This window comes from Marivita geojedonensis, assembly GCF_002115805.1.
Taxonomy (GTDB): Bacteria; Pseudomonadota; Alphaproteobacteria; order Rhodobacterales; family Rhodobacteraceae; genus Marivita; species Marivita geojedonensis.
Genome location: NZ_JFKC01000005.1, coordinates 1 through 19,220, shown reverse-complemented (window position 1 = coordinate 19,220; position 19,220 = coordinate 1). Strand labels below are relative to the sequence as shown.

The 19,220-nt window shown below is 56.1% G+C and carries 18 protein-coding genes; 9 read left to right on the top strand and 9 right to left on the bottom strand.

The genetic code is table 11. The features are described 5' to 3' along the window. Positions 1–235 precede the first annotated feature (235 nt). The 3 genes from MGEO_RS07735 to MGEO_RS07725 form a co-directional block, all read right to left on the bottom strand. A complete protein-coding gene (locus MGEO_RS07735) occupies positions 236–1,297 on the bottom strand; it encodes a PLAT/LH2 domain-containing protein (RefSeq protein WP_085636158.1) in 1,062 nt (353 codons plus the stop codon). Positions 1,298–1,433: 136 nt separating this feature from the next. Further along, the gene (locus MGEO_RS07730; protein ID WP_085636157.1) at positions 1,434–2,435 is read right to left on the bottom strand and encodes an IS481 family transposase; all 1,002 of its coding nucleotides are present in this window, start codon (positions 2,433–2,435) and stop codon (positions 1,434–1,436) included. A gap of 485 nt (positions 2,436–2,920) precedes the next feature. Next, positions 2,921–3,715, bottom strand: coding sequence for a hypothetical protein (locus MGEO_RS07725; protein ID WP_085636156.1), 795 nt, complete (start codon positions 3,713–3,715; stop codon positions 2,921–2,923). Positions 3,716–4,087: 372 nt separating this feature from the next. Here MGEO_RS07725 and MGEO_RS21925 point away from each other — a divergent pair, with 372 nt between their 5' ends. From MGEO_RS21925 to MGEO_RS07715, 3 genes are all read left to right on the top strand, one after another. Beyond that, the gene (locus MGEO_RS21925; RefSeq protein WP_143746251.1) at positions 4,088–4,261 is read left to right on the top strand and encodes a pentapeptide repeat-containing protein; all 174 of its coding nucleotides are present in this window, start codon (positions 4,088–4,090) and stop codon (positions 4,259–4,261) included. A 197-nt stretch (positions 4,262–4,458) separates the two neighbouring features. After that, complete coding sequence (locus tag MGEO_RS07720) at positions 4,459–4,881, top strand: DUF3592 domain-containing protein (protein WP_085636155.1); 423 nt, start codon at positions 4,459–4,461, stop codon at positions 4,879–4,881. A 43-nt stretch (positions 4,882–4,924) separates the two neighbouring features. Next, on the top strand, positions 4,925–5,431 hold the full coding sequence (locus MGEO_RS07715) for a hypothetical protein (RefSeq protein ID WP_143746246.1): 507 nt from the start codon (positions 4,925–4,927) through the stop codon (positions 5,429–5,431). A 10-nt stretch (positions 5,432–5,441) separates the two neighbouring features. On the opposite strand, the gene MGEO_RS07710 is transcribed toward MGEO_RS07715, so the two are convergent. From MGEO_RS07710 to MGEO_RS07700, 3 genes are all read right to left on the bottom strand, one after another. After that, a complete protein-coding gene (locus MGEO_RS07710) occupies positions 5,442–6,017 on the bottom strand; it encodes a hypothetical protein (protein WP_085636153.1) in 576 nt (191 codons plus the stop codon). A 58-nt stretch (positions 6,018–6,075) separates the two neighbouring features. Then, positions 6,076–6,519: a hypothetical protein gene (locus MGEO_RS07705; RefSeq protein ID WP_106299171.1), complete on the bottom strand. Its 444-nt coding sequence runs from the start codon at positions 6,517–6,519 to the stop codon at positions 6,076–6,078. 69 nt (positions 6,520–6,588) lie between these two features. Next, on the bottom strand, positions 6,589–6,861 hold the full coding sequence (locus MGEO_RS07700) for a hypothetical protein (protein ID WP_106299172.1): 273 nt from the start codon (positions 6,859–6,861) through the stop codon (positions 6,589–6,591). A gap of 438 nt (positions 6,862–7,299) precedes the next feature. Between MGEO_RS07700 and MGEO_RS07695 the strand changes: the two genes are divergently transcribed. Further along, positions 7,300–7,659: a hypothetical protein gene (locus MGEO_RS07695; protein WP_143746245.1), complete on the top strand. Its 360-nt coding sequence runs from the start codon at positions 7,300–7,302 to the stop codon at positions 7,657–7,659. A gap of 90 nt (positions 7,660–7,749) precedes the next feature. Here MGEO_RS07695 and MGEO_RS07690 read toward each other — a convergent pair. Together MGEO_RS07690 and MGEO_RS07685 are read right to left on the bottom strand one after the other, a co-directional pair. Further along, positions 7,750–8,876 (bottom strand): IS3 family transposase gene (locus tag MGEO_RS07690; RefSeq protein ID WP_106299173.1). Its coding sequence is split into 2 segments (ribosomal slippage): positions 7,750–8,612 and positions 8,612–8,876, totalling 1,128 coding nucleotides; the frame shifts between segments, so codons are not numbered across the junction. Positions 8,877–9,566: 690 nt separating this feature from the next. Then, positions 9,567–11,216 carry a hypothetical protein gene (locus tag MGEO_RS07685; RefSeq protein WP_085636149.1) on the bottom strand — a complete coding sequence of 550 codons (1,650 nt, stop codon included), beginning with the start codon at positions 11,214–11,216 and terminating at the stop codon, positions 9,567–9,569. A gap of 255 nt (positions 11,217–11,471) precedes the next feature. Here MGEO_RS07685 and MGEO_RS07680 point away from each other — a divergent pair, with 255 nt between their 5' ends. From MGEO_RS07680 to MGEO_RS07670, 3 genes are all read left to right on the top strand, one after another. Beyond that, positions 11,472–13,061: a GMC family oxidoreductase gene (locus MGEO_RS07680; RefSeq protein ID WP_158090987.1), complete on the top strand. Its 1,590-nt coding sequence runs from the start codon at positions 11,472–11,474 to the stop codon at positions 13,059–13,061. 581 nt (positions 13,062–13,642) lie between these two features. Next, entirely contained in the window at positions 13,643–15,703 is a 2,061-nt protein-coding gene (amt, locus tag MGEO_RS07675) for an ammonium transporter (RefSeq protein WP_085636147.1), read from the top strand. A 54-nt stretch (positions 15,704–15,757) separates the two neighbouring features. After that, entirely contained in the window at positions 15,758–16,501 is a 744-nt protein-coding gene (locus tag MGEO_RS07670; RefSeq protein WP_085636146.1) for a cyclic nucleotide-binding domain-containing protein, read from the top strand. A 20-nt stretch (positions 16,502–16,521) separates the two neighbouring features. Here MGEO_RS07670 and MGEO_RS21350 read toward each other — a convergent pair whose 3' ends face one another. Further along, complete coding sequence (locus tag MGEO_RS21350) at positions 16,522–17,184, bottom strand: Crp/Fnr family transcriptional regulator (RefSeq protein WP_158090984.1); 663 nt, start codon at positions 17,182–17,184, stop codon at positions 16,522–16,524. 887 nt (positions 17,185–18,071) lie between these two features. Between MGEO_RS21350 and MGEO_RS07660 the strand changes: the two genes are divergently transcribed. Then, the gene (locus MGEO_RS07660; RefSeq protein WP_085636144.1) at positions 18,072–18,872 is read left to right on the top strand and encodes an endonuclease/exonuclease/phosphatase family protein; all 801 of its coding nucleotides are present in this window, start codon (positions 18,072–18,074) and stop codon (positions 18,870–18,872) included. A 98-nt stretch (positions 18,873–18,970) separates the two neighbouring features. Next, a partial coding sequence (locus tag MGEO_RS21345) for a hypothetical protein (RefSeq protein WP_158090983.1) occupies positions 18,971–19,220 on the top strand: 250 nt, incomplete at its 3' end.

The window sequence follows — 19,220 nt, the reverse complement described above, 5'->3', positions numbered from 1 at the left end:
TCCGATCTTCTGATCGGGACCCGATACGCGGACTTCATCAGGGCCAGCGGTCAAATGCACCGCGCACAAAGGCCGGACAAATGACCGCAACCTGCTTCGATCAAAAATCGCTGAACAAGTCCCTTGCAAAAAAGGAGCCGCCCACAATTGACTGTGTTAACCAGAACAAAAGCTATAAGAGTCCCGGGTCTATTGAGAAAGCTTATAGGCGAAAGTCTTTGGGATATGACTTATTTCACTTATTCGGCTTCAGGCATGATGTACTCGCGGCAGAAATGGTGGTAGCTCGGGTAGGTGGCTCTCCGCAATAGAATCTGCACTGGTACATCTTTATCTGTTCGGCTCCAAAGGGAACAAGGAAAGCAAACTGATATACATTTAAGCCAGTTCCTTGGGGTGGGTCGCAGGTAAGTTCTCTAGAAATGGTCCTTGTAATATTTTCGGTGTCCGAACCGGTACGTGCAGTTGACGCGGTGAAAGAAGTAGAAAGTTCATTTCTCAAACTTGTAGCGACTTCGCTTTCAGGCGCTCCTGTATTACCACCGCCGGTTTTGAAGGTGTTTGAAATAGTATGTTCAATTGTGCGAACAACGGAGGTTTGTGTCGATTCACTCCATCCCGACGCCACACTTTTGCCTATGGTCACAGTTTCTGTTTGTTTAATCTTGCATGATTCAGCTTGAGGGCCACAAATGAATTCCCAACTGACGCCTTCACGAAGAGGTTCCTTACTAAGCATCTTAGCAACACGGTCAGGCATCTTTTTCCATGTTGTATAGGTGCGTTCCATCTTAGCACCGCCGCTGTCGTCGGCAAAAGGCTCGTCATCACCTAAACAGGTTCTCGAGTCTACATCGTCAGGCCCAAAACCCAAAAAATGAACGCTGTCGATATGTTTCCCATCGATAGCGTAATTTACGATCAGTTGGTCTATGCAGACGTCACCACCTGTTCCGTCCTGTTCCAATTTGAGCTTCAGGTTAGTCGGCCAGCCAATATCCTCCGTTCGCCATTTTGTGGAAGATTGGCTTGTAAATTTATAGTAGCGCCACTGCCCTCGCTGAAAATCGTCGCTGCCGGGGTTGTCCAATGCAAACCACTTAGTGCTACCATTTGTCCCTATGATGGTTGCCTTAACGGTATGATCCGTGGCTGCGCCGTCTTCGTCTGCGGTGAGCACCGAAAGAAGATATTCTACCTGTTTGGCAAACGTAACTTGACTGAAAGTAACAGTAAACGCTACGGATAAGAACAAAATTTTCAGCGCGTTTCTGTTGCGACTTCTTCTTCTAAGCATTCAGGCTCTCCCATTTCCAAAGTGGCGTTCCCAAGCAGAACCCCATCCTTTCAAGTGTGAGGTGAAAGTGTTTATCTATCAATATTTTTGTTGCGCCGTGCTGAATCTCCCCATCTGAATTGGTCCACCGTTATGGTTAGGTGTTCAGTCTCGGCATCTGGCGGATCGGATTTATGGTGAAGCGATCTGGCTCTGATGTCCAGATTTTGTAGATGTATTCGTAAGGCGTTAGCCCGCTGAGAGTCTTCAAGCGACGCGCAAAGTTATAGGCGTCTAGGAAGTCCGCGCGATGGCTAAGAAGTTGTTTGTGGCTGTCGTAGTGATACCGTTTGACCGTGGCGGCCTTGATCGTGCGGTTCATCCTTTCAACCTGACCGTCCCTAGGGAAAACAATCCCCCGGATTGTTTTCTGACCCTCGGAACTCCATGGGTGGTTGGGTTTGTTCAGGCGATGTTCGATCCCATTGGCTTCACAGATCATATCGAACCGCATCGGCCGGGAATAGGCTGTGTTCCGGTTTCTCGGCTGCTCGGCGAACTGGATGCCATTATCGGTCAGGATCGTGTGGATGCGGTAGGGAACGACCTTTAGCAGCATCTCCAAGAACTCCCACGCCGTCTTCCGATCTGCTTTCTCAACCAGTTGGGCGACTGCAAACTTGCTGGTCCGGTCGATTGCCACATAGAGAAATAACTTGCCCTCTTCGGTCCTGACTTCGGCAATGTCGATGTGGAAGAAGCCGATTGGGTAGCGCTTGAACTTTTGCCGCTTTGGCTTGTCGCCATCCATGTCTGGAAGGCGCGAGATATCGTGACGCTGCAAACACCGGTGCAGGGAAGAGCGTGTGAGATGTGGGATCGTCGGCTGCAAGGCATAGAGACAGTCGTCCAGCGGAAGCAACGTGTGCCTTCGTAATGCGACGACCATGGCTTCCTCTTCTTCGCTGAGAATAGTTGAACGCGGCTGCCGCGGCCCAGTCTTCTGATCTTCGACAGTTTGCCGCTTACGCCACTTTGCAATTGTCTTGTGGTTGATCCCAAGCTCTCGGCTTAACTCCGAGGTCGAAGCTTGCGATCGCTGTATTGCTGCTCGGACAGCGTGCGTGGTCGTGGCGCCGCCATGACGAACTTGGCCCATAATGTTTCCTTCCATTTCAACGAAAGGATCACACCATCAAAACGTGAAGTTAAACACCTAAGCCATATGGACTCTCTGATCTAACAAATTCTTCGGCGTGGCTTTTCGTCAACGAAAGAGACGCGCAGTTCGCGACGATGATCCAAAGAGCCGGTGGGCGCGCGTGCGGTATCGTATATCGTGACGAAAACCGCGCATGGTCCTCCGTTGAGAAGGGCCTTGGGTTTCTGTTACAACCATCATAAAAGAAGGCAATGCTGTTATCGTCGGCCCACGCAGCGGGTGGATAAGTCTGGAGATGACGGCAAGAAAAGACCTCGATGACACGCGATCGACAGCGCGTCATCACCCCATTTTGTTAATGTTAATGAAGCAAAAAAGTTCATTTCGCTGGCATGCCCAGTGCCTACATTCCGCGTTGCTCGCGTCGCAGGTACGAAGCTAACTATCATGATCACCGGCGGAGTTCAGTAACAACGCGCGGCTTACAGTCGGCAGCGGCCCCCGTCTTCCACCGGTGCATCCATGCGCGGGAAGGAAAAACTGGCCGAGTTGAAATCAACGAAGAACCCGCCATTGGCCCATCCCCAGTTGCCAATGCCGCGCTTGGCGCTTGAGGCGGAGCAATCCGCGCTCATATCGAACTGCTCTGACCCGTTATCGGAGGTCAGCTGTGCCCCGGCATCAGTGAGCAACACCCAAAAGGTCTCGCCGTTGGCCTCCGCGATGCTGTATTCATCCTGTGGTGGGATATCATTATGGGGCACCCCGCCCAGCCCCGCCAATTCAAGACCGGCGCGACTATATGCCCATGGCGACGGAAGATCGTCGCAGGTTGAAAAGTCGAGGTTGAAGGCAAGGCTGTAGCCGTCTGAGCCAATGCCGGTATTCCACCAGTGGATGCTGCCATGCACGGTCTGGATCTCGCCGTTCTCGTCGGTCATGTTCCATTTGCAGACGGGATAATCCAGGTAATCGGGGGAGGCCGTACTCATCCACTTCCCGTAGAAAGGCGTTTGCTGTGTGAAGATCGGATTGTTCGGATCCATCGTCACATAGGCCGCGTCGGGATGAACGTAGATCTTGAGGTGCTGGTCACGCATCTCGAAGAGTGTCATCTCTTCCCCGGATGGCAACACGACATCGCCGACGATTTCCAGTTCGCCCAGAAAGTGCCCATCGGCGGTGAACATCTCGTCTACGCCGTCGGCATAGGCCGGCACGAGGCAAAAGGCGGACAAGCATGCGCCAGTTGCCAAGGTCTTGATGGAATGACTCATTCGGGGCTCCTGATCCGAGGGCGCTTCCTCACTCTCGCATTCTTGGGCGGCGTTCGTCTACAGCTTCCCTGACTTCGTGTTAGAACGGCAGCGAGGCGTTGACTCTGGGCAAGCCCGTATCAATTTCCACAAAGCCTCGCTACTCTCCCCCAAATGCATGACCGGACGGACGGCGCGCGCAACTGAGGGGGGTTGTCTGTCCACACAGTGATCCGTCAAAGTATCCGTGCCACCTGTCTGGCGCTGGGTTTGTCTTTCGCCATGACATCGACGGCTGAGGCCGCGTCTGATGACCCGCCCGGCCCGGGTGTTGATTGGAGTGGCTGTACTGTCGTCGCCCACCATGACCCATTTGGTTTTTTGTATTAAGACCTGCGACGCGCGAACCTGTCCGGCGCAGAATTTATCGATTCCACACTTGCTCACGTAAACCTGACTGGCGCTCTTGGTTTCGAGACCGTGGTCTTTAGGCTTGTGGCCCTTGTCGGCGCGACCTGGGTTGATGGGCGTATCTGCGGGCCAAACTCGTACGAGCAGTGTGACTGACTGTTCAGGCGGGGGAGCATTCGCCAGCTCATAACTGGCACGTAAAGGTCCGCGATTGCGCTGAGTTCCTTTTGCCCGCCAAGGTCGCCTCTCTAGTTTCTGTCGCGAGGCTGGATCCGTCAACTCGGTATGTTGTCGCCACATACCGATGACAGGACATCAGAACACGTGCTAGGCAACGGTACGGAGGAGGCGCGATGGGCGAAGATGTTCCACACTGGTTGAATGCGGTTGCCAACCTGATAGGTTTTGGCATTCCAGCGGGCTTTATCGCCGTCGGCATCTGGATGTTCGTCAAAACGCGCCGGTTCATGGGTAACGCCAAACGGGTCTCCATGACGGTGGTCGATATTGGCATACACGAGACCTTTGAAGATGGCGTCCCCCAAACCGATTATCTGCCGGTCTACGAATACAGGCCGGCGGCTGGCGAAATGGTGCAGGCGCGCGCGTTTGATATGACTCCCACACGCCCTGAACTTGGGGCTCAGAAGGTGATGCTGGTTGATCCGAACGAGCCGGATGTCGTGCGTGATTCAGGCGTCGTCGGGTACGGCCTGGCGGCCTTCTGCATTGCACTGGGCGTTCCGGCGCTGATCGCTGCGCTTATTTACATTTGATCCTGCGCACATATCTGAGGATTGAACGCACGGCCCGCAAAGGGTGAGCAGACAAGCAAAAACGCCTGCGTATGGCATTGGGTGCCTCAAGCCAAGCGGTGACAGCGAGCAGCCGCAAAACGACGACATCAACACAGGAAGGAACCACATGCGTTGTTCAAAATTTTATCTGATCTTGCCCCTGTCTCTCATGGGCGCTGGCCCTGCCTTCGCGGGTGATGCAGACGAGACATGGAACTGCCGCAACACTGAGTTCGAAATCAGCTGTTCGGATGGCGTGTGTACCGCCAGCCCGGACCACACCCCGATGGATATCAGAGTGAATCAGAAAGATATCAGCTGGTGCGCGTATTCCGGTTGCTGGACAGGTCTGGCGAGCGCCACACTCAACGCCGGACCTGTTGTGTCCTTTTTCGGAACTGCCCTGGAAAATGAAGCCGACCCAACATCGAAGGTGGACGTTGCCATTACCATTGATACGCAGTCGGGCACTGCGAATGTGATGGTTGTCGGAATGTTCGCCACACCCGCAACATGTCAGGTGCATTAACTGGGCAAGCTCAGCTTCCAGACTTCAGATCGGACAGAAGTTTGTGTATCTCGCTGCTTTCATCGTCGCTTAACCGGTCCGCGCCGCAGAGGTAGTCGCTGTATTCATCGCCGTCCCAGGCATGACGTTCGATCACGCAGGGGTCGATGGCCAGATCTTTGCAAATGGGGTCGGGTCGTTTGAAATAGTCGACCTTGGCAAAAACCTCCGACACGCGCGTGGCCTCCTGTCGGGTCAGCTGCCGGTCAGGCTGTGCCTCGGGCTCATAGCACCCCAATTCCCCGCTGATGCCGTTGTCGCATTGGCTTGGGTCGTCGCTTACCAAGACAAGATTGGAGTGCGAAAAACGCATCCCGCCCTCTAACCCGCGCGTCAGCCCGGCCGAAAACACCTGTTCCGGATCGCTGCAAAACCCAAGGCCGGGCGTTTGCCAGAATTTGTAAGTCTCAAACCCAGCATAGTCCTGCGTCTTGAGCTTGTCGAAGACACAGCCCGAAACGACGACAGCCGCCCCCAACGCCCCGGTCAGACTTGCGATACCACGTCTTGAAGACAGCCTACGGGTCAGATCAGCCAGCCGTCCCATTATGGTCCTGTCCGGAACGGAAACTTTGCGCCCGCGCCGTTTAACGAGTGCAACAGCCTCACTTTCCCGGCGTCCCATCAAGGGTTTCCACGTATTGACCCTTGCCACAGTCATCGAGGGTCAGGGTGAAATACCGCCAGTCCGCACCGAACGTCATCCGGGCCGTGCTCCAGTTCGAATAGGGCTCTCCGTAGGCATCATAGCGCGTCGGCCCGCAATCCTGTTCAGCGGCATAGTTGGCCATATATCCTGTATAGGTGGCGGGGCCGAAGTCCTGACGCCCGTAATAGACCTCTTCCATCTCATCCAAGAACAGCTTGAAGTTTGGATTGGCAACATTGGCCGGCGTAAGATAGACGAATACCCCCATGCCGTCCTTGGCATCTTCAAAATAGAGGGTCTGGTCGCCCACTTCCCACCATGTGTCGGCATGCGCCATGCTCGCAATGGAAACACATGCCGCTAGACAGGCCATGTTCGCAGTTGTCTTTTTGAAGAACATTTTGTCCTCCTCCTCTTCTTTGCGCAGGTTTGCCAAGCGCCGGATCGGTCAGCCATCCCGGTTTGTGGATCAATGCGGACACAGCTGCAGGCGTTGGGAAGTTTCATCGCCCTCAAAGGTCTCAAGCAGCATATTGCCGGGCCGGCCTTCCAGCACGAGAACAGACTCCCATGGCCCACTATCGATGCCGGAACAGGTCAGGTTGAACCGATATCCGTCTGCCGACACTTGCTCGGCGGTGCCCAGAATATCGCAATCAACTTCCAGAAACCTGATGTTCTTCTCTTCGACGAGCATGATGCTTTCGCCCGGATTATTCACATCGCAACTGTCGCCGGGCAAGGACCATATCCCATAGAGCGCAGAGTGATCTGCCGCCCATCCAGCATTTGCCCAAATGACGGTTGCCGAAAGTAAGCCTACCTTAGATGCAATTCCCAAACTAACCGCTCCCAAGTTTCGGAGCCAGCAATACACGGGTCCCTCACTTCTTCAAAAACGTCTGTTGTGGCAGTAGACTGGACCGCACGCCATTTGCTCGCCACCCCCCCCGGTGCTTGCACCTTAGAGGATCGAGGGCTCACAAGTCTATGTTGTTGGAAATCTGTCCGCGTGCGAAGCTTTCGGCCTGAAGCGCCTTCGCGGACCTTGCTTCTCCGCATCATAACGCAAGTCGCTGAAGAAGAAGATGCAGGACGACGCATTGGAAACCGGAGCGAGATCGACAAAGGGCGCGGCGGCTCTTATAGTGCTTAACGGTGTCTAAGAGGGAATTGTTCGATGAGAATAGTGACGTTTCTTGCAGCGGCTCTTGTAACGGCGGCACCAGTTTTCGCCGGCGACACCCGGATTTCTAGCAACGGTGATGAGTATTCTGTTTCGGTTGAAGCTGATCTTACATCGCTGCGATCCCTCTACCCAAAGGCGCGTTTCATTGGCGTTGGGGCCAGCACCGAGATTGTGCGGGACCATGATGAGTTTTTGATGATGGCCGACTGCAAGACCTACAGTCCGTTCTTCGGCTACGGGACCTGGGCCTGGGCAAACGGCGGCTTTTTTATTGACTTTGAGGACATCGGGTTTGAATTTCCGCAGCAAGATGCGCCGATTGAGGACAAAACCGGCAAGTGTCGAATATAGGTCTCTGCTCTGAGAAAGAGGGACTGGCACACGATCCTGGATTTGCTCCCGGGTATTGGTCTGCCCCCATCGAGTGGTCCGGTTTAATTGTTAGTGCATCGTCGGTCTCTGGTCCATCGGAACGATGCTTTCTGGCGCGGGCGGTCTGTATCCCAGGGCGCTGTGGGGCCTGACGGTGTTGTAGTGGACGCGCCATTGTTCGATCAGGATTTTGGCTTCGCGCAAGCTGTAGAAGATTTCGCCGTTTAGAAGCTCATCTCGGAACCGGGCATTAAAGCTTTCGCAGTATCCGTTCTCCCAAGGGCTTCCCGGCTCGATATAGGCGGTCTTGGCACCAACAGCCGCGATCCAATCCCGTACCTTTTTGGCTATAAACTCGGGGCCGTTGTCGGATCTGATGTATTCTGGCGGACCGTGCAGGATGAACAGGTCCGTCAGCGCATCCAGAACGTCAGTTGAGTTTAGCTTGCGATCGACGCGGATCATCAGCGCCTCCCTGGTGTATTCGTCGATAATATTGAGCGTGCGGTAGACACGACCATCGTGCGTACGATCCTGAACGAAGTCGTAGGACCAAACATGGTTGGGCCGTTCCGGCCTCAGGCGGACGCAGGAGCCGTCATTCAGCCAGAGCCGTCCTTTCTTCTGTTGTTTCTGTGGGACCTTTAGCCCTTCTCGCCGCCAAATGCGTTCGACCCGTTTATGGTTCACATGCCAGCCCGCGTTGTTCAGCAGACCGGTGACCATGCGATACCCGTATCGCCCGTAAAGACGCGTCAGTTCCATGATGTCGTTGGTCAGCTGGTCTTCATCTGCACGGCTCTGCGGAACCTTACGCTGCGTGGACCGGTGTTGGCCGAGTGTGCGGCAGGCGCAGCGCTCAGATACGCTAAGCTCCCGCCGCACATGGTCGATGCACTTACGACGACGCGAAGGGCTTAGAAGTTTCCCTTCGCGGCTTCCGTCAGGATCAACTTGTCCAAGGTTAAATCAGAGACCGCACGGCGAGGCCGCAGGTTCTCCTTCTCAAGCTCCTTGAGACGTTTGAGTTGCTCACGCCCCATGCCACCATACAGCTTGCGCCACCGATAATAGGTCTGCTGTGTCACGCCGATCTGGCGCACCGCGTCAGCAATCGTCACGCCTTGCCCTTGCAGCACTTCAACTTGACGAAGCTTCGATACAATCTCTTCCGGCTTCTCTCGTTTCCCAGCCATCGCTGATCCTCCAATTTGCGGGACAAATCTATCCCAGTTGGTGGACCACTTTCAGGGGGCTATTCCAACATTGCACGGCGGTCAGGATACAGGCGCGGCGGCGCAATTAGAAGAATCAAACGCACGCTCACATCAGACACGAATTGCTCTTTTAACCCGTTGGCCAATCCGTCCGATACCGGACAGAACGCGCGTGTGCAGCAATAATGACGGCCTTGACGGGTCGCGTCGCATCATCTGGGAGGTGGTGCAGACGTTCGGAAAAGGCCGGCGGCAGCTTTAAGTCTGATCGGCATGAAGGCCGGCTATGTCCGCACTTTGCCAGTTCGCTGATGGTTTGATTTCGCACCCGCAGCGAATGTCCGGTCTTGTAAAGCTGCACTGCGGCGCAGTCTGGCACGATGAATGGCTGGTAAGGGCCGGTCGCGACAGGCGCGCCCATAGAGGCGAATGCAAGCGGGCTTTTTTTGGCTCCTCTCAGTGATTTGCCTCAGTTCGTCAGATTGTCGGCTCTAAATGGGTCAACTATGTTCGCGAGATTGGGTGGACCGAGAGGCCGCCGGGCGAAGTGCAGCAGGCACTGAACATCATGGGCCTTATGGCACATCAAGCTCAGTAAGCTACTTCGAGTTTGTAGCCGATGTTTGCTGCGACACAACCAATGGCCGTTTTGGGTCATGAACGCCGAAGCTATGCTTCAGGGATGCCTGCGTGTCGCATCGCATCGTAGAACTCTGGCCGGTTTTCAACGGCGGATGGAGGCACAGAGTCGCGCAGTTTTTGCACGGTTATCTGAGGATAGGCGGCAAGGAGCTTTTCATATGCCTCCTTTGCGCCGTCCTGTCGGCCGAGGTAGATGTTCAGGGCTGCAATGAAGCGGTAGGCCCACGCGACCCCAGGGGCCAGCGTCATACCATGCATTATTCGCTCCAATGCCTCCTCAAATCGACCTTCGCGCATGTACGTCGCGCCGCGACCAAACTCGATGTTGAAAAGAAATGGATCGAGTGGGCTAAGGGCCTCGGCGTGATCAAAACTTGCGAGAGCTTGCGTACTATGACCTGAGTAGCTTTGGTTCCACCCTTTTCTCATCCAGCCCCAGGCGCTGCTTGGGTCAAGCGCAAGTGCCCGATCAAGGAACGACCGGCTGAACGCGTGATCGGACGAAGCCTGGTCAAATGCCGCGCCGATCGCCACCATTGATGGGACGTGGTCACCCACGAATTGAGCCGCACGGCGCGCAAGTGTCAAAGCCTCAGCTTTCGCGGAAAGAGGGTCGTCCGACCAGATGTACGAAGACTGTTGAGCAAGCGCCCAAGCTTTGAATGCAAGGGCTGGCCCGTAGTCGTCAGAAATTGAGAGGGCCCGGTCAAAGAGTTCCAGCGCGCGCACGTTGCTGTCCTCTCGATGGGACCACATTTGCGGCAGTGCGGTCAGGAACAACTCGTAGGCGCTTCGGTTCTCAGGCGGTGTGGTTCTGGCCCGCGCGATCTCGGCTGACCGAAGCGAGGGCAGAATCCGACCTGCGACGCTGCCGGCTATCCGATCTTGAAGGTCGAACAGATCGTCAAGCCGGTCATCGAAACGTTCTGACCATACTGTACGTCCCTCGTCCCTCTCCGCCAGTGTCACTGAAATCCGAACTCGGTCCCCGACCCGTTGGACGGACCCTTCGACAACGTAATCCACGCCAAGAATTTCGGCTATCTGAGGGACGCTTAGCAGATCTCTTTGGAGAGCAAAAACGGATTGCCGAGCAATGACATGGAATTCTCGAACCCGTCCGAGCGCAGACGTGATCTCTTCGACCACCCCGTCCGCGAACATGTCGCCAGCCACTGCACCAATTTCGTCGAATGGCAGCACCGCCAAGCTCGGTCGGTTTCTTGTTCTGCTCGTTGCGGCTGCAATTGACGGGTTGTCGCACTGAACATCGAGGGTTTGTCGTGTTTCCCGTAGCCACTCCTCGAAACCTTCTGAGTTCAGGTCAAATCCTTCGAGGAATGCGCCCTGTCCTTGGACCTTGGTGGTGACCATTGATGAGTTGACCCATACTTGCTGCCGATTGGCTTCGAGCACGCCTTCAGGGAGATTGCGTCGGAGGACCGACAATTCTTGCCGCAGTGACGCGCGAGCCTGTTCTTCCGAACGGTCAGACCAGAGCAGATCTGCTATTCTAGTACGTTCGGCCCGCATCTCGGGTTGCAACGACAGGTACGCAAGAAGCGCCTGTCCACGTCGCGAAAACCCGTCAATCGCATGCCCCGATGCATCGCGGACAGAGAACGCCCCGCGAAGCGAGAATGTGAGGCGTGAATCGTCAGCATCCGTATCGGCCATCCCTGCAGTTTGGCGTTTTTGCGATGATCGATAAAGTTTTTACGAAGCTTTTGTGCTGGCAGAGGCTATTCGCCACGCGGTTTTGCGGATCTCTTGCAGAGGCTTGGTACGTTGGATGCAAAGGAACACGCGTCGCACAGGGACCAAGGAACCCCAAAAGACTGCGAAGTGTCGTACTCGCGGCGCATGGAGAGGTGCTTCGCCCGGAGCGACCGTTTCTTTGCGAGACCAACGACGCTACTTCAGGAGGTAGATATGGTAGGTACGTTTGACGCGATCATTGTCGGAGCGGGGAGCGCGGGATGCGTCCTCGCCAACCGCCTAACAGAAGATCCCAATCGTAAGGTGCTGCTGCTCGAGGCTGGCGGCAGCGATGACGATCCACGCGTGTCAACGCCAGCGGCCATGGGGTCCCTGCCGAATACGCGGTTCGACTGGGGTTTTCGGACTGGGCCGCAGGACCACCTATCCCGCAGGCAAATCGCGTATCCGCGAGGGCGGTGCATCGGAGGGACCGGCTCCATCAATTACATGATCTACCTCCGCGGGCACCCCTCGGACTATGACGGCTGGCAACAACTGGGTGCGACTGGGTGGGGTTGGCATGACGTGCTGCCCTATTTCAGAAAGGCAGAGAACTGGCAGGTGCCGGGTGAACGCGACCTGCATGGCGAAGCGGGTCCCCTGACGGTGACCGAACAGGCAGAACGATCCCCCCTGACAGATGTCTTCATTGCGGCCTGCCAGGAGGCCGGTATCCCGTTCAACGACGATTTGAACGGGCAGGACATCGAAGGCTGCGGCTACTTCCCGGCCACCTTGCACAATAACACGCGAGGCAGCACAGCGCGCACGTATCTGAAGGCGGCGCAGGGACGGGCGAACCTGACCGTGGCGACAGGCGCCACGGTCCTCAGGCTCGTCCTTGACGGTAAGCGCGTCCTTGGGGTCGACTATATCGCCGGCGGAGAGGTCCACCGGGTGACCGCACAGGAAACCGTCCTTGCGGCAGGGGCAGTCGGATCGCCGCAAATTCTCCAGCTCTCAGGGATTGGCTCGGCAGAGCGGCTGGAAGAAGTAGGCGTAAAGGCTCGGCATGACCTGCCGGGGGTGGGCGAGAACCTGCAGGACCATCTGCACTACCGCAGCCGTTGGGAGATTGAGAAACCTCTAACGTTTTTCGGCCGAACTGCCGAAGAGAGTGCGGATGCACAGCGCCAGTTCGCACAGGGCCGAGGGCCGCTGACCACGAACCACTTCGAGTCCGGTGCGTTTCTCCGTTCGAACCCCGGCTCTGAGGCGCCGGATATCGAGCTTCTGATGATCCCCTATTACATCAGTCTTGGCGCACCGGAGATGCGCCCGCCGGACCGGCATGGATTCACGATTTCGGGGTTTCCAACACGCCCTCGCAGCACGGGTCGGGTCTCGATCATGTCCGACAATCCGCTCGATCGGCCTTTTATCGATCCGGGCTACCTCAGCGATCCCTCTGATTTGGACCTGATGCTTGCCTGTATCCGCGAGGCGCGGAAAGTTGTGTCTCAGCCTGCCTTCGCAGAACTCGGACCACGCGAAATCTCTCCAGGGCCCGACCGGATCAGCGACGATGACCTCATAGCCGATATCCGAGAAGTTTCTTCGACCTCGTGGCATCCGGTTGGCACCTGCCGCATGGGACAGGACGACGACTCTGTGGTTGCCCCTGATCTACGGATACATGGGCTGGAAGGCCTTAGTATAGCAGACGCCTCGGTCATGCCGCGAATGAATACAGGACACCCAAACGCGCCGGTCATCATGATCGCCGAAAAAGCGTCGGACATGATAATGGCTCGCTGCTAAGCAACACTTCCGCTTCGGGCTCACAGCCGCCTTGCGGTGGCGCAGTATCGCCAGGTCGAGGAGCGTTTCGGAAGCAGCCGTTCGTAGGATGCAGGTTATTCTTTGGGTTCAGGCGGTTGACGTGTTTCGCAGACACTCAGCAATTGGAAGCGGTCGTCGGCCGAACAGCGCCTCTACGACGGCTCGGAGCCGATAGCGGACCTGGCTGCACGCGCAGCAGTACTTCATTCAGCTAATCCTGCTTTGCGCAGTCCATCTAAAACATCATCGGCAAGGGATTTCGGCAAACCCCGCTTCAAGAAAGGATCTCTTGGGTCGTCCGGGCAGGGTGGTTCTATCATTTTGATATGATCGAGAATTGCTGGACCGTTCATCTTGTCGCCGACTTTCCCGTAACAGACATGGCAAGTTAACGTGACAGCGCCGCCGTGGCAGTTTCTCGGCTCAAATGGAGGAAAAAATGAATTTGAAATGCTCTTTTCGTTGACAACCGACAGCGGGAGGCTTGAACCTAAGAAAGTCGAAATCCGCCCTCCGAGCCATTCAGCGCGGAGGCACTCAGATAGTTTAAAGCTTCATTGATGACTGAAATCGATCAGGTTTGGATTATATTCTGCGCTACGCTGATTTTCATGATGCAAGCCGGCTTCATGTGTCTCGAGGCAGGTATAACTCGCAGCAAGAACAACATCAGCGTTGCGATAAAGAACATCAGCGATCTGTCGATCTCCGTGCTGCTCTTCTGGGCAATCGGCTACGGATTGATGTTCGGAACAAGCTTCGGCGGTCTGATCGGCACATCGGATTTCGCATTTGAAAAGCTGGGCGCCAGCGGCGTCTACGTACAGTTCATCTTTCAAGCGATGTTCTGCGGGACGGCGGCAACAATCCTGTCTGGTGCCGTGGCTGAGCGTTCTGCATTTCACGCCTATCTTCTCATAACAGTGATCACCGTAACCTTGATCTATCCGATCTTCGGCCATTGGGCTTGGGCCGAGGATGCCGCTGGCGCGCCGGTCGGTTGGCTCAATAGACAGGGCTTCCACGATTTTGCGGGCTCGGGCGTGGTCCACGCCGTAGGCGGTGGTGTCGCGCTGGCCGCGATCCTTATCATTGGCCCGCGCGAGGGCCGCTTTCTGGACAGCGGACAGCCGCGACGGTTCAACGGATCGAACCTGCCGTTAACGATGCTGGGCGTATTGCTTATCTGGTTCGGGTGGTTCGGCTTCAACGGCGGCAGCGCCGGGGGATTTACCGATGAAGTGCCGGGATTGCTGCTCAACACTATCGTCGGCGGTGCCGGTGGCGTTCTGACGGGCCTCGCCATCTCCTGGGCGATGGAGCGCAAACCGAGCGTCTTCTACGGCATGAATGGCGGTCTTGCCGGGCTCGTCGCGATCACGGCAAGCTGCGACCTGATCTCGGTGCGAGAGGCGATTGTCGTAGGGGCGGTCGGAGGGAGCATCGCCTTTTTCGGCGACAAGGCGCTGGAACGGCTACACATCGACGACGTGGTCGGAGCGGTCCCGGTGCATTTCCTGTCCGGCCTATGGGGGCTTGCGGCGGTCGCCATCTTCGGTTCCGATCAGCTGGGCATTGAGGTGGCCGAGCAGCTTGCAACGCAAATGACGGGGGTCGTCGTGCTGATCGCCCATGCCGTACTGGTGCCGCTAGGCTTACTTTGGTCAATCAATCAAGTGATCCCGCTTCGGGTTACCCAACACGTCGAGACCATCGGGCTCAACGTCGGCGAGCACGGTGCCAACACCGACCTGAACGAACTTTTTGAGGTCATGCAACGGCAAGCCCGCAACCGCGACCTTACCGAACGCGCGCCGCAATCCCCTTTTACCGAAGTCGGTCAAATCGGTCTGTTTTACAATTCGGTGCTGTTTGAACTCGAAAGGTCCTTTGACCGAGCAGAAAAGCAACAGGCTGAACTGGAGTCTGCGTTGGTGCAGAAAAACGAGCTTCTGGAAAGCGTTTTGCCCAAGCGAATTGCGGCTCGCATCAACGGTGGCGCCGAGCAGATCGTCGATCAGGTCACGGACGCGACCGTCGTTTTCGTCGATATCGTAGATTTCACCGAATATTCTGCCAGCGTACCACCGGAGGAGTCGATCGCCCTGCTCCGCGACCTTTTCGGCAAGTTCGACACAGTGATCCAGCATTACGACCTTGAGAAGATCAAGACTGTGGGCGACAGCTATATGTATGTCGCCGGCGTGATGAATGATGACGCTGATCATTGCGCAATCGCCATAGATGCAGCTCTGGAATTGCTGTTCCAAACGAGACAGCACGGTCTTTCAATGGGACGGGACCTGCAAGTGCGCATCGGTGTGCACAGCGGCCCGTTGGTAGCCGGCGTGGTTGGCGAATTGCGCTTTGTCTACGACATGTGGGGCATGACCGTGAACCTCGCCTCTCGCATCGAAGAGGCCGGTCAACCGGGTAAGATCTCGGTCAGCGAGGCGGTGATCGACAGGATCGGCACCGAATTCATCTATGAGAAACAGCGCCGCGTCAGGCTTAAGGGCATCGGGCCAACGGTGCTCTATTCCGTCGAGGGGCGACGGCAGACGATGCAGCAAAAATCGTCGCGTTTTTTTAAACGCAACAGGTCAGTCGATGTGCGCTAGTGGCAGCGCGCCAAGGCAGGTTGAACAGCCCACGCATACCGAGCCCATGATCCGATGATGGAAACCGGTGGCATCTCTGAAGACTTGGTCTTCGCCTGGATTGGGCACCTTGGCGTCTTCTTCTACGTGGGTTCCTACGCCGCTCTCCAATCAGGGTTCATTCGAGGGTCGAGTTATACCTATGCACTGCTAAACCTGACTGCGGCAACGTTGGTTCTCATCAGCCTCGTCAATGCGTTCAATCCCGCCGCTGCCACGATTCAGGTTTTCTGGATTGGCATCAGCCTCGTCGGGATGGCTCGGCTCTTTTTTCTGAGCCTGAAGAACGATTTTTCGACGGAGGAACGCGAGATGATAGATGATGTCTTTCCCGCAATGCCTTTACCCATGGCGCGACGCCTGCTGAACCTGGGGCGGTGGTCCGACGTTCCGGCCGGAACGGTTCTTACAGAAGAGGGCGTCCCCGTCGAGGAATTGTATTACATCCTGACGGGCGAGGCGCTGGTGATCGCAAAAGGTCATGTCGTTGCGGAGATCCGGCGCGGTTTTGTCGGAGAGCTCAATGTCTTATCGGGCGGGCGGGCTTCTGCGCGGGTGGAGGTGGTAGAAACGGTGCGCGTTTTCACGCTTTCCGGCACTGACATAATGGCGCTTTGCAAGAACGACGATGAGATACGACTTCATGTGGAGCAGTGGCTGAGGGCGTCGGTGGGCCGTAAGCTATTGGATGCCAATATGAGGCTTTTGCAGGCAAACAACCGCTCCACATCGGAGTCGTCCCCAGCCTCGGAATTCTAGAGCAAGCCCCTTCCTCAGCGTCAGGTTGCTGAACCGGCCGTCTTCATAGCCCCGGCGCTGGGCTGTTCGATGAAACCTTCATAGAGCTCTGGTCGCTTGCGGTGCCCGTCTACAAGTCGTTGAGCGATCAAACGGATCAGATAATGACCGAATTCTGGATGCTGCCGATTCAGCATCATGAAGCTTTTCTCGTCGATGGAGAGGATCGAGCAATCTCCTTCGCAGATCGCCGAAGCTGTTCTCTGCCCAGCATCGGAGAAATAGGCCATCTCGCCGAATATCGCCCCTTCCAAAAGCCGTTCGCCCAGTTCAGGCAGAAGAACCGTACCACGTTCGAGATAGTAGATACGGTCCGGCACGTCGCCGCGGCGGAAAACGACATCACCATCCGAAAACCTTGTCGGGCGAAGAAAGGGTCTTAGGGCGTCGACCGGATTGACGATCCGGCTGGCAGCTCGCATCCGGCGCAAGCCAAGCAGGATCTCGGCCAGACGGTAAGCATTTAGCGGCAGGAGCCCTAAATGCAGTGCGAGCATCGGGTATACTGGCGTCAGCGCCCCATACGTAATGAATGCCACGTTTGCGCCCAGTGCGACGCAGCGCAGCGGAAACATACTGCGCATGGAATATGCGGCAAGCGTCAGCAGCGCCCCCAGCCACCCAAATACCTCTAGAAACGGCATTCGACCTCCTTCACGTGGATAGATACTTGGCCTGCGAACCTCGGAGGATCGAACAGCACCGTAAACAGGGCTTAGGGTTACTTGCGACTGCTCTGGGGCAGCATTGTGTGGACCTCGGCCTCGACAACGTAAGCACTTTCTTGAACTCCAAGTGGTTCGAAAGGTTCGGACCTTAATTGAGATAGCCCGCCCAAGTACTTGGTCATGAAATCTACCCCAAAAAAGCTGTCCGATTTCCAGTCGAACCTCTTCGCCAGATATAGTTAACACGCCTTTGTGCTCGTTCGACAAGTATGTCCTCGACATCACGACATCTCCGTGGGAACCGGAAGTAGAGCCAGACGACCTGCCGGTGTCTCTGGCGGATTCGAAGCCATGCAGCCTAGGATCGGTTTCAGTGTCTTCGTTTTTCTTCATCCTAGCGTGCTGCGGCCCTGGCGCACGGTGGCGGCGGCAAATGTGCGGCTGGGGCGGAACGCTGAGGCCCGGTCGGCTACGGAGCGATTGGTCGACCAATTGCCCCATGTCACAATACGCTATCCCAGGGACTGTCTGGCACCGACCGCCGTGCATTTCGACGACGATTATTTCACGCACCTGTCGATTGCAGGCATCCCTGACTGATCCGAAACTAGGGATGGTCCGCTCTGTCCCGCTCTGCCGACCTTCGACTTCTGAAAATGCTGCACGATAGACGAATGTCCGGTTCGGTGAAGCTGCAGCGGGGCGCTTGGTGTCGGGATGAAGGTCCGGTTTGGGCCGTCCTTGGATCATAGGAAACCCCGGATCCTTCTGATGCTGCACTGTCTCCGAGGCCGGCACTGAGCCCAAACTTGCTTCTTTTCTTCGTTGCAGCGAATGTCCGCTCCAAGAACGGGGAGCAAGCAATGGAGATCATGTGTCTGAACGGCTGGGGTGGAAAACTCCATGAGGCACTGGTGCCGTACCTTGCCCGAACGTCTCCAAATATTCTTTGCTTGCAGGAGGTCATCCACAGCCCGAAATCAGAAAAAGATTGGCTGACTTATCAGGACGGTGATCACATCCTGCCGCAACGCGCCAATCTCTTTCGCGATATCAGTACCGTTCTCCCGGAGCATGTCGCGATCTTCTGTCCGGCAGCGCAAGGCGTGCTTTGGGACGATGATACCTCGATTCCATCGCAATGGGGTCTTGCAACCTTCGTGCATCGCTCCTTTCCGATCATCGGACAGGTGCAGGGGTTCGTTCACAAGGACTATTCACCTGTTGGCTATGGCGATCACCCGCGCTCACGCAGCGCGCACGGTGTTCGGATATGGGACTATGACGCCAACCGAGCAGTGAGCATCACCCATATGCATGGTCTGCGCGATTTGAATGGAAAGATGGATACACCAGAGCGTGCGAGACAAGCGCACAAGCTGCTCGACATGTCGCGCAGTCTCACGGAGCCAGACGACCTCACGGTAATCTGCGGCGATTTCAACGTCGAGCCGGACAGCGAAACGCTTTCGATCCTCTGCAGTGCCGGACTGACCGAACTGGTGACAGGTCGTGGTTTCGACAGCACACGCAGCACGCAATACAAGAAACCCGGACGTTTTGCCGACTACATGCTGATCGACCGTGAAGATGCGGTGAACAACTTTGAAGTGATCCATGACCCCGAAGTTTCAGATCACTGTCCGCTAGTTCTGAAAGTGTAGCTCGATTCCACAGCCACCATTAGAGCTGACGGTTCGAACGGCAGCTTGGTCCCGCTTTCCCGACCTTAGCCGCTGCTTGGATGCTGCGCGATTGACGAATGGCCGGTCTGGTGAAGCTGCACCGCGGCGATCAGGCAGGGACTGAACGGCAGGTCTGGGCCGCACACGTCGCCAGCCGAGCTCTCGACAGCACAGATGCTGCGCAGCATCCGACGGCGGCGATGAGCCCCAACTTGCATCTTTTCTTCGTTGCAGCAAATGTCCGCTCCAAGAAAAGGAAGCAGGCAATGGAAATCATGTGTCTTAATGGCTGGGGTGGAAAGCTCCATGAGGCACTACTGCCGGTCA

Excerpts from the sequence above, each read along its gene's own strand:
- MGEO_RS07735 (WP_085636158.1), bottom strand. The coding sequence starts at position 1,297 with ATGCTTAGAAGAAGAAGTCGCAACAGAAACGCGCTGAAAATTTTGTTC.
- MGEO_RS07730 (WP_085636157.1), bottom strand. The coding sequence starts at position 2,435 with ATGGGCCAAGTTCGTCATGGCGGCGCCACGACCACGCACGCTGTCCGA.
- MGEO_RS07725 (WP_085636156.1), bottom strand. The coding sequence starts at position 3,715 with ATGAGTCATTCCATCAAGACCTTGGCAACTGGCGCATGCTTGTCCGCC.
- MGEO_RS07720 (WP_085636155.1), top strand. The coding sequence starts at position 4,459 with ATGGGCGAAGATGTTCCACACTGGTTGAATGCGGTTGCCAACCTGATA.
- MGEO_RS07710 (WP_085636153.1), bottom strand. The coding sequence starts at position 6,017 with ATGGGACGGCTGGCTGATCTGACCCGTAGGCTGTCTTCAAGACGTGGT.
- MGEO_RS07705 (WP_106299171.1), bottom strand. The coding sequence starts at position 6,519 with ATGTTCTTCAAAAAGACAACTGCGAACATGGCCTGTCTAGCGGCATGT.
- MGEO_RS07695 (WP_143746245.1), top strand. The coding sequence starts at position 7,300 with ATGAGAATAGTGACGTTTCTTGCAGCGGCTCTTGTAACGGCGGCACCA.
- MGEO_RS07685 (WP_085636149.1), bottom strand. The coding sequence starts at position 11,216 with ATGGCCGATACGGATGCTGACGATTCACGCCTCACATTCTCGCTTCGC.
- MGEO_RS07680 (WP_158090987.1), top strand. The coding sequence starts at position 11,472 with ATGGTAGGTACGTTTGACGCGATCATTGTCGGAGCGGGGAGCGCGGGA.
- amt (WP_085636147.1), top strand. The coding sequence starts at position 13,643 with ATGACTGAAATCGATCAGGTTTGGATTATATTCTGCGCTACGCTGATT.
- MGEO_RS07670 (WP_085636146.1), top strand. The coding sequence starts at position 15,758 with ATGATGGAAACCGGTGGCATCTCTGAAGACTTGGTCTTCGCCTGGATT.
- MGEO_RS21350 (WP_158090984.1), bottom strand. The coding sequence starts at position 17,184 with ATGCCGTTTCTAGAGGTATTTGGGTGGCTGGGGGCGCTGCTGACGCTT.
- MGEO_RS07660 (WP_085636144.1), top strand. The coding sequence starts at position 18,072 with ATGGAGATCATGTGTCTGAACGGCTGGGGTGGAAAACTCCATGAGGCA.